Genomic DNA, 10,161 nt, shown 5'->3' on the forward strand with positions numbered 1-10,161 from the left:
TTGAGCAGACACGACACCTCTTTGTGGGCGAACGCGTGATCCAAACATGCCTGATTGCAGGCGATACAGGTGTTGATCTCCTCGGCGCGGCCGGCTTCGGCCTTGCGCACCCACTCCGGGTCGGCCAGCAGCGGCCGGGCCATCGAGATCAGTTGCACCGCAGTGTCAGCCAGGATCTGTTCGGCGGCTTGCGGCATGTTGATCCGGTTGGACGCCACCACCGGAATGCTGACGTGCCGGGCCAGCGCGTCGCTGATGTCGACGAATGCGCCGCTCGGCACGGAGGTGACGATCGTCGGTACCCGCGCTTCGTGCCAACCGAAGCCGGAGTTGATCATGGTGGCGCCGGCTGCCTCGACTTCGATTGCTAGCGCGAGGGTCTCGTCCCAGCTCTGGCCGTCCTCGACGTAGTCGGCCATCGACATCCGATAGCAGATGATGAAGTCGTCGCCAACCGTGGCGCGGGTGCGCCGCACGATCTCGACCGGGAAGCGGCGACGTTTCTCCGGTGTGCCTCCCCAGGCGTCGGTGCGTTTGTTGGTGCGCGGGGCGAGGAACTGGTTGAGCAGATACCCTTCGCTGCCCATGATTTCGACCCCGTCGTAGCCAGCCTGGCGCGCCAACTGTGCGCAGCGAACGAAATCGCTGATGGTGTTTTCGACGCCCCGCGACGACAGTGCTCGTGGGCGGAAAGGGGTAATCGGCGACTTGATCGACGACGCGCTCACCGAAAGCGGATGGTAGGCATAGCGCCCGGCGTGCAGAATCTGCAGCAGGATCTTCGCGCCGGACTCACGGACCGCTCGCGTGATGCGACGGTGCCGGCGCGCCTCGGCCGAGGCCACCAGCTCCGACGCGAACGGCAGCAGCCAACCGGTGCGGTTGGGTGCGTAGCCGCCGGTGATGATCATCCCGACGCCGCCGCGTGCGCGTTCGGCGAAATACTCGGCCAGCCGGTCGATATGGCGGGCGCGATCTTCCAGCCCAGTGTGCATCGAGCCCATGACGATCCGGTTGCGCAGTGTGGTGAACCCTAAATCCAACGGAGACAACAGGTTCGGATACGTCATGGCTGCCTCGACAGTGCCGCGGCTACCTCGTCGAGCCAGTCGATCGCGCTCTCCTCGGCGCGGATGCCGCCGCGCAGCACCAGATACTGGTGCAGCGCGGCGCCCCGCAGTGTCGACGGATCCGGGAATTGGCGCTTCTCCAAGCCGCGGTAGGTGTCGAGCAACGCGGCGCGTTCGGCGCGCAGCGCAGCGATCTGCGTCCGCAGCGCGGCCACATCGCCGTAGGCCGCGCCGCGAAGCTTGACGGCGATGTCGCGGGTGCGGGTGTCGCTCAGGGCACTGCCGCGCCCGGTGAGCGGCTCGGCGATCCAGCGGGCAAGCTCCGCGCGACCGGCGTCGGAGACGGTGTAGACCTTCTTGTCCGGCCGGCCCTGCTGCGGGACCGGTGTCGCCTGCACCCAGCCGTCGTTCTCCATCGCGCGAAGCGTGCGATAGATCTGCTGGTGCGTCGCCGACCAGAAATACCCGATCGACCGATCGAACCGGTGGGCCAGCTCGTAGCCGGAGCCGGACTGTTCGCACAGCGACACCAGGATCGCGTGGGGAAGTGCCACGCCGGGAGCATAGGGGCCGCCCGGCGCAATATGCAACTAGTTGCACTGCACCTATGCGCATAGCGGGGTGCTGGTGAGATTGTATATGCAACGTCTAGTATCAGTAATCAACGGAAACGCATCGCCCACAAGCGAAGCGATAGGGCACACTGAGAGTTCGCTCAGCAACCCCCAGGCGTCCTTTCCGAGCGGCCAGACAGCACGACCAGCACATGGAGGAGACCTTCGTGACGTACACGATCGCCGAACCCTGCGTCGACATCAAAGACAAGGCATGCATAGAGGAGTGCCCGGTCGACTGCATTTACGAGGGCGCTCGGATGCTCTACATCCACCCCGACGAATGCGTTGACTGCGGGGCCTGTGAGCCGGTCTGCCCAGTCGAGGCGATCTACTACGAAGACGACGTCCCCGAACAATGGGCGCACTACACGCAGATCAACGCCGACTTCTTCACCGAGCTCGGGTCGCCGGGCGGCGCGGCGAAAGTCGGCATGACTGAAAACGACCCGCAGGTGGTCAAGGATCTGCCGCCGCAAGGCGAGGGCGACTGAGCGGCCTGGTCGATCGCCGGCGGCGCGTGTCGGCGACGCTACCGGAATTTCCCTGGGACACCCTGACCGAAGCCAGGGCAGTCGCCGAAGCGCACCCGGACGGCATCGTCGACCTCTCCGTCGGCACACCGGTCGACCCGGTCGCGCCGCTGATCCGTGAGGCGCTGGCATCCGCCAGCGCCTCACCGGGATACCCCACTACCGCAGGCACACCGAAGCTGCGCCAGTCGATGGTCGCGGCGTTGGGCCGCCGCTACGGCGTCACCGGGTTATCCGAGGCGGCCGTCCTGCCCGTCATCGGCACCAAGGAACTCATCGCCTGGCTGCCGACACTGCTGGGCCTGGGCTCCGCCGACCTGGTCGTCGTACCCGAACTGGCCTACCCGACCTACGAGGTCGGCGCACGGTTGGCTGGCGCACGTGTGCTGCGCGCCGACTCGCTGACTCAGGTGGGTCCCGAGGCCCCGGCGCTGGTGTACCTGAACTCGCCGAGCAACCCCACTGGACGAGTGCTCGGCGTCGACCACCTACGCAAAGTCGTCTTTTGGGCCCGCGAGCGTGGCGCGCTGGTGGTGTCCGACGAGTGCTACCTGGGTCTGGGCTGGGATACCGAGCCGCTGTCGCTGCTGCATCCGTCGGTGTGCGACGGCGACCACACCGGGCTGCTGGCGGCGCACTCACTGTCGAAAAGCTCGTCGCTGGCCGGGTATCGGGCCGGCTTCGTCGCCGGCGATGCGCAGCTCGTCGCCGAGCTGCTGGCCGTGCGCAAGCACGCCGGGATGATGGTTCCGACGCCGGTGCAGGCCGCCATGGTCGCCGCTCTCGACGACGACGCCCACGAACACGAGCAACGGAAGCGCTACGCGCGTCGGCGGGCCATGCTGTTGCCTGCATTCCGGTCGGCGGGGTTTACCGCCGAGCATTCCGAAGCCGGGCTCTACCTGTGGGTCACCCGCGGGCAGCCGTGTCGCGACACTGTCGAGTGGCTGGCGCAGCGCGGCATCCTGACCGCGCCCGGCGAGTTCTACGGCCCGGCCGGGGCGGGCCATGTGCGGGTGGCGCTGACCGCCACAGACGAGCGGATCGCCGCAGCGGTCGACCGGCTGACTTAGTCGCCGAGCGTGCACTTATGTCACGCAAAATTGTGTGCGGCGTGCATTAAGTCCACACTCGGCAGCATGAGTTATGACGTCGACCGACTGCCCTTCAGCACTGCCGAGAAGGCCGAACGCTACCGCACCGAGAACTACCAGGGCGCCGTCGGTCTCAACTGGTTTCGCAGCGATCCGACCCTGCAGTTCACGATGGCCTACTACCTGCAGCCCGATGAGTTGGCCTTCGCTGAACCGCATTTGACCGGCATCGGCGAGCTGATGGGCGGCCCGGTCGCACGCTGGGCCGAGGAAACTGACCGCAACCCGGCCCGGCTGGAACGCTACGACCGCTGGGGCCACGACGTCAGCCGGGTTATCCAGCCGCCGTCATTCACCGCATCCAAGCGCGCCATCCTCGACGCCCACCAGGCACTCAAAGACGACGCCCGCCGCGCCGGGGTGAACCCGTCGCTGCCGCTGTTCGCGTCCAACTACATGCTCAATCAGGCCGACATCGGCATGGGCTGTGCCCTGGGCACCGGCGCCAACATGGTCAAGGCGCTGGTTGCCGCCTACGCGCCGGCCGATGTGCGCGAGCACGTGCTGGCCAAATTTGAGTCCGGTGAGTGGGAGGGCGAGACCGCGCAGCTGTTGACCGAGCGCACCGGCGGCTCCGATCTCGGCGTGCTGGAGACCACCGCCACCAGGCACGGCGACGCATGGTTGCTTAACGGCTTCAAGTGGTTTGCGTCCAACTGCGACGGCAAGGTGTTCGTGGTCTTGGCCAAACCCGAAGGCGCACCCGACTCGACGCGCGGTATCGCAACGTTTCTGGTGCTGCGGACCCGCCGCGACGGTTCGGCCAACGGGGTGCGGATCCGCCGGCTCAAGGACAAGCTCGGTACGCGTTCAGTCGCCTCCGGCGAGATCGAATTCGTCGACGCTGAAGCCTTCTTGCTTTCCGGCGAACCCAGCACCGACGCTGGGCCATCAGACGGCAAGGGGCTGGGCCGCATGATGGAGCTGACGAACGCGGCCCGGCTGGGTATCGCGCTGTTCGGGTTGGGCAACGCACGCCGTGCTCTGGTCGAGTCGCTCTGCTATGCCCGGCAGCGGCGGGCGTTCGGGGAGGCGCTCATCGACAAGCCCCTGATGCGCCGCAAGCTCGCCGAAATGATCGTCGATGTCGAAGCTGCCCAAGCTTTGGTGTTCGACTGCACCGGTTTTGCCAACCACCGCCAACCCAAGCCGGTGCGTCAGCGCATCGCCGTTCCGGTCACCAAGCTCAAGGTGTGCCGGCTGGGCATCAGCATGGCGTCCGATGCCATCGAGATCCATGGCGGCAACGGCTACATCGAAAACTGGCCGGTGGCCCGGCTACTGCGCGACGCTCAGGTGAACACCATCTGGGAAGGGCCGGACAACATTCTGTGTCTAGACGTGCGGCGCGGCATCGAGCGCACACAGGCGCACGAACCGCTGCTGGCGCGCCTGCACGACGCGGCGCAGGTGTCCGACGACGACGACACCACCCGGCTGGTGCGCGGCCGCATCGAGGACCTCGATGCCGCCATCACAGCGTGGACCAAACTGCACGGTCGAGTGGCCGAAGCGCGGCTTTTCGCACTGACTCAATTCATGGGAGACGTCTACGCCGGCGCGCTGCTCACCGAACAGGCCGCCTGGGAGCAGGCCGCCCGTCACGCGGATCGCAAGGCGCTGATCGCGCGGTTGTACGCCCAGCGCTATTTGGCCGATCGCGGCCCGCTTCGCGGCATCGATGTTGAGGGTGACGAGGCCATCGAGCGTTTCGACGAACTCGCCGACGGCGCGCTGACCATCGACTGATCCTTTCGGTTGGGGCGCCGATCAGGTAAAGATGTGTCGTGACAACATCGGCTCGCCGGGTGAGCGTCCCGCTGTCGGTTGGTGACGTCGCCAAACGCGTCTTTCTCGGAAAGCCGCTGATCAGCGAACAGCTCAGCACCGAGAGACTGTCCAATCCCGTTGCACTGGGCGCTCTTTCGCCGGATGCGATCTCGTCGACCGCTTACGGTCCCGAACAGATCATGATCGAGCTGCTGCCCCATGCCGGGTTGGCGGCGTTCGCGTTGTTGCTGCCGATCACCGGTGTCATCTTGTTCATTCTGGTGTTGGTGGCCGCGTCCTACCGCCAGGTCGTGATGGCATACACCCGAGCCGGCGGCTCCTACGTGGTGGCGCGGGAGAATTTTGGACCCCGAGTGGCTCAAATCGCCGCCGCAGCATTGTTGATCGACTATGTGGTCACCGTGGCGGTGCAGTCGGCGGCGGGCACAGTGGCGGTGGTGTCGGCGATAACCCCGCTCGGTCCGTACAGCTTGGAAATCACCGTGGCAGTGGTTCTCCTCATCTGCTACGCCAACCTGCGCGGACTGCGAGAAGCTGGCTTGCCGTTCGCCTTGTCGACCTACTCCTTTGTCGTCATGATTGCGCTGACAATCGTGACCGGAGTCATTCGCGAAGTCTTCTGGGGTTTACCGAAATACGATCCACAGCACATTGCAGGAGCGGTGCCGGTTCACCATGGCAGTGGATTGGTGATGGGCGCGACGATCCTGGTGTTGCTGCGCGCGTTCGCCAACGGTGGTTCGTCGCTCACCGGTGTCGAAGCGATTTCCAATACGGTCAACGTCTTTCGCAAGCCCCAGGGGCGCAATGCTCGCCGGGTTCTCACCGCGATGGCCTGCATCCTCGGGTTCCTGTTGGCCGGTGTCGCCTATCTCACCCACGTCACCCACGCCACTCCGTACGTTGACGAGTATCCGTCAATGCTTTCCGAGGTGGCCCGGGCAGTCTTCGGCCGCGGGGTCGTCGGAAACGTCTTGTATGCCCTCGTTCAGGCGTCGACCGCCGCCATTCTATTCACTGGCGCCAATACAAGTTTCAATGGTTTTCCCGCGTTGGCCAGTTTCGTCGCCGAAGACCGCTTTCTGCCGCGGCAGCTGATGAAGCGCGGTCACCGCCTGGTGTTCTCCAACGGCATCATCACACTCACCGCGTTGTCGGTGGCATTGCTGGTGGTCACCGGTGGCTCGGTCAACGCGCTGGTGCCGTTCTACGCGATCGGCGTCTTCACCGGCTTTGCGATGGCCGGATACGGGATGACGAAACACCATCTGAGACACCGGGAACCGGGCTGGCGACACAAACTGGCAATCAACTTCTCTGCGGGGGTCTTGTCGACGATCATCGTCGGGATCTTCGCGGTGGCGAAGTTCACCGAGGGGGCGTGGCTGGTGGTCGTGGTGTTCCCGGCGCTGGTGTTCGCGTTGATGCGGCTGAACCGCGAGTACCGTGCCGAGGCGGCCATCCTTGAGATGTTCCGCACCGACCGTCCGGAGCTGGTGAAGTATGCCCGACACCGGGTGTTCGTCTTCGTCAGTTCGGTTGACCTGGCGGTGCTCGAGGCATTGCGATACGGGCGAGGATTGCGTGCCGACGAGCTGATCGCCGTGCATTTCATGGTGGACGCGGCCCATGCCACCCAGTTGCGGAAGCGCTGGGACCGCTTCGATCTCGGCACCCGCTTGCGGGTCGTCGACTGTCCGGATCGGCAGATCAACCGGGCCGCGCAAGAGCTGTGCCTGCGGGCACTAAGCGAACACCCGGATACCAATGTGACGGTGCTGTTGCCGCGTCGAACCTATGCACCGCTGCTCGGCCGGTTGCTTCATGACCGCACCGCGGACAGGATCGCCAGAGCCATCAGCCGGATCCCGGATGCCGCCGCCACGATCGTGCCCTACGACGTGCAATCCCGGATCGAAGAAGCGTTTCCGGACAGCTTCGAGCAACGGATCGCCCGAGTGCTCGACAAAGTAGAGGCCCGAGTCGCGCAGGGCGAACAGGAGACGGTCGAAGAATACGAGCATCCCGAGCGGTCGCCGGCGGTGATTACGATCGAAGGCTTGATCCCCGGACGCCGGGCCACCATCGAAGGACGCGTCAGCCAAGTGGAGGACATCACCAAACGCCGGCGCACGTACCGTTGGATCGTCGTGGGCGACAACACCGGAGACATCCGGGTCACCTTCCACCCCGGGCACGGTGCTGATATCGATCCTGGCCAAGTGCTGCGAATCACCGGTAAGGTCCGTCAAAGCGGGAACGGCCCATTGTCGATGGCCGACCCCAAATATCACGTCGTTCAAGAGCCTGAAGGGGCCCAGTAGGCGCAGGCCAATTCGCGCCCGGCGCCGCACCGGTAATGCGGGCCCTGCTCGCGCTGCGTGCTCGCCCCGTCATCAACGGCGTCGCGCGGCTCTCGGCGGCGCTTCGACCCGTTTCGCAGTGGGGACTCTGGCAAGGCATGCACGTCACCGGCACCGAGTCGGCCTACGATTTTCTGGCCGCCGCCCGGGCGGTGACAACCCGCAAGATCTCCGGTCGGGTAACAGCCGACGTGCTGCTCATCGCCGGAGCGGATGACCACTATGTGCCGCTGCATCAGTTGCACCGCCAGGCACGCAACCTCACGAACGCGCGCTCGGTGACCACCCGGCTATTCACCGCCGAGCAAGCTAGCAACCACTGCCAGGTCGGCAACACCGGCGCCTGCATCCGCACCATCCTGGCGTGGATCAGCACTGTCACTCCGGCGGAGCAGCCGAGTCCGCTCGGCAGCTAGGGTGGCTCAGTTAGATTCCTCAACCGGCGGTTGGCTACGTCATGTGTGCGGTCGATGGGAGTAACTCTTGTTGAAGCGACTGGCAGCGGTGCTGAACTCACTAGCCGGACTCGTGATCACGGCCAACGGTTACCGGCCGCTGACCAAGCGAGGCTATCCCTCGCTGTTCGCGTTCAGCTTCGGCGTGTTCGCGTCAGAACTTCCGCTCCAAGTGCTTGGTGTCCATGTGGCGATCGTGGGCGCGGTCTTGCGGCGGCTGTCACCTCGCATGCGCTGGTTCAGCACGGTGGTTTCGGGCGTATCGGGGCTGGGTCTACTGGGATTGCATCGCATCGGCCGCAATGCCAATGCGCCGCTTACCGCGGCGCTCGATGAAGGGCTGGGCAGCGAGCGCCGCACCGAGTCTGCCGATCTGTGGAAGCGGCCGGCAGGTGCAGGCACGGCCAAGACGCCGGGCGTGATCCGCATGTTCCGGATTTATCGCGACTATGCGCACGACACTGACATCAGTTATGGCCCTTACGGTTCTCGTAACCACCTCGACATCTGGCGGCGTTCCGATCTCGACCCTGGCGCACGCGCACCTGTGCTGCTGCAGGTTCCCGGCGGCGCCTGGATGCTGGGGGGCAAACGCCACCAGGCGTATCCGTTGATGAGTCATCTGGCCGAGCTGGGCTGGGTGTGTGTCGCGATCAACTATCGGCTAAGCCCGCGCTCAACCTGGCCTGACCACCTCGTCGACGTCAAGCGTGCGCTGGCATGGATCAAGGAGCACATCGCCGAGTACGGTGGCGACCCCGACTGGGTCGCGATTACCGGCGGATCGGCGGGCGGGCACCTGTCCGCATTGGCCGCCCTCACCGCGAATGACCCAGAGTTTCAACCGGGTTTCGAAGACGCGGACACCAGCGTGCGAGCGGCCGTGCCGTTCTACGGCGTCTACGACTTCACCCGCAGTGATTCTGTGCACCCACAAATGGCGCCTATCTTAGGCAAGTACGTGTTCAAGCGGAGGCGGACAGAAATCTCCGAAGCGTTTCGCGCGGCCTCGCCGATTAGCTACGTATCTGCTGAGGCACCACCGTTTTTCGTCCTGCACGGCAGCAACGACTCGTTGATCCCTGTCGGCCAGGCCCGCAACTTCACCGCACGCCTGCGCGATGTCAGCCACCAACCTGTCGTCTACGCCGAGCTGCCTTTCGCCCAGCATGCCTTCGACATATTCGGCTCCGTGCGCGCCAAGCATGCAGCCGTGGCGGTTGAACAGTTCCTCGCCGAGATCTACGAGTCGTCGCGGGGCGACCGTGTCAACCAATCGGGGCCGCATTCTGTTGCGCAAACCAGTGAATCGCGGTAGCTCGGCGGGGACGGGTTGGGGTTCTTGAGTTTTCGTGCGTACCCGCCAGCGGTGGATGCGACCGGTAACGCCTTAGCAACGCACTGGTCCACGTGAAACCCCGGTACGCTACGCTTGCCATGTCGTAGGTTTGTCGAGAGCCGCCCCTTCGGTTGCCGTCTGCGATAGCACGGAGATTTGACGGGAGCGTCACCTTGGCAGATTCGGCGCCCCAGCGTCTGCCGGTCGCCCGACTAGCGTTATGTGAACGTGCCCCGACTCGCGGCGGTATTGACGGCGCGTGGTGGCCCAAGAGCGGCGATCTCCGCAGCGAACTGCCTGACTTGGTGGAAGTGTTCGGTTCATGGATCGGCCCGGTGCACAGGGTCGTGTACGACCCGAGCATGTGGCCTCTCGCACCGCCGCGAATCATCCGGGGCAAGACCGTCGTCTCCGTGGATCCATACCGGCTGCATGCCCGCGACACCATCTATCTGAAGGGAACGCATTCACGCGACGCGGTGCTGTTCGTGTTGGCACCTTCCAGCGGAAGTTCGGCTGTTAGTCAGGTGCTGCGCACGGTCTCTGAATCGACGCAACCAATGAGCGTTGCCGGGCTGCGGCAGCTCCTGCACCGGGCCGGCCAAGCGGTCGACTGTACATCCACTGGCTACATGCCGTAGCGTTGCGGCAAGTTCCCTGGGCGCTGTAGATGCCGCAAGGGAATCAGAGGCCGGATCGCTACAGCGGTGCCGGCCTTGTCCATCTGTTCGCGCAGTGTCATGTCAGGCGCTCGGTTGTCCGCAGGCTCAGCGAAAACACCAGTCGCACATCGGGATCTGCCAGCGATGTGGACAAAAGCTGCTCGATCCGGCGGATCCGGT

General features: G+C 65.0%; 9 protein-coding genes and 1 pseudogene. 7 read left to right on the forward strand and 3 right to left on the reverse strand.

Annotation, left to right across the window (positions count from 1 at the left end):
- A pseudogene (locus tag VFA16_RS10755) lies at positions 1 to 1,070 on the reverse strand (2,4-dienoyl-CoA reductase FMN-binding domain-containing protein); the annotation flags it as partial.
- The gene (locus VFA16_RS10760; protein ID WP_324967792.1) at positions 1,067 to 1,624 is read right to left on the reverse strand and encodes a PadR family transcriptional regulator; all 558 of its coding nucleotides are present in this window, start codon (positions 1,622 to 1,624) and stop codon (positions 1,067 to 1,069) included. The gene VFA16_RS10760 and the pseudogene VFA16_RS10755, both read right to left, overlap by 4 nt.
- Positions 1,625 to 1,851: 227 nt before the next feature.
- On the opposite strand from VFA16_RS10760, the gene fdxA reads away from it, so the two are divergent.
- The 7 genes from fdxA (at position 1,852) to VFA16_RS10795 (ending at position 9,960) form a co-directional block, all read left to right on the forward strand.
- Entirely contained in the window at positions 1,852 to 2,178 is a 327-nt protein-coding gene (gene fdxA, locus VFA16_RS10765) for a ferredoxin (protein ID WP_324967793.1), read from the forward strand.
- A 26-nt stretch (positions 2,179 to 2,204) separates the two neighbouring features.
- Complete coding sequence (dapC, locus tag VFA16_RS10770) at positions 2,205 to 3,290, forward strand: succinyldiaminopimelate transaminase (protein ID WP_324967794.1); 1,086 nt, start codon at positions 2,205 to 2,207, stop codon at positions 3,288 to 3,290.
- Positions 3,291 to 3,356: 66 nt separating this feature from the next.
- On the forward strand, positions 3,357 to 5,120 hold the full coding sequence (locus VFA16_RS10775) for an acyl-CoA dehydrogenase family protein (protein WP_324967795.1): 1,764 nt from the start codon (positions 3,357 to 3,359) through the stop codon (positions 5,118 to 5,120).
- Between the two features lie 38 nt (positions 5,121 to 5,158).
- Positions 5,159 to 7,486 (forward strand): APC family permease, encoded by a 2,328-nt coding sequence (locus VFA16_RS10780; RefSeq protein WP_324967796.1) that lies wholly within the window; start codon positions 5,159 to 5,161, stop codon positions 7,484 to 7,486.
- Positions 7,487 to 7,521: 35 nt separating this feature from the next.
- Complete coding sequence (locus VFA16_RS10785; RefSeq protein WP_324967797.1) at positions 7,522 to 7,941, forward strand: hypothetical protein; 420 nt, start codon at positions 7,522 to 7,524, stop codon at positions 7,939 to 7,941.
- A 67-nt stretch (positions 7,942 to 8,008) separates the two neighbouring features.
- Positions 8,009 to 9,298: an alpha/beta hydrolase gene (locus VFA16_RS10790; protein WP_324967798.1), complete on the forward strand. Its 1,290-nt coding sequence runs from the start codon at positions 8,009 to 8,011 to the stop codon at positions 9,296 to 9,298.
- 194 nt (positions 9,299 to 9,492) lie between these two features.
- Positions 9,493 to 9,960 (forward strand): DUF5994 family protein, encoded by a 468-nt coding sequence (locus VFA16_RS10795; protein WP_324967799.1) that lies wholly within the window; start codon positions 9,493 to 9,495, stop codon positions 9,958 to 9,960.
- A 97-nt stretch (positions 9,961 to 10,057) separates the two neighbouring features.
- Here VFA16_RS10795 and VFA16_RS10800 read toward each other — a convergent pair.
- Positions 10,058 to 10,161 (reverse strand): hypothetical protein (locus VFA16_RS10800; protein WP_324967800.1); only part of this gene is annotated, 104 nt, incomplete at its 5' end.

Source organism: Mycobacterium sp., from assembly GCF_035653355.1.
Lineage (GTDB): Bacteria > Actinomycetota > Actinomycetes > Mycobacteriales > Mycobacteriaceae > Mycobacterium.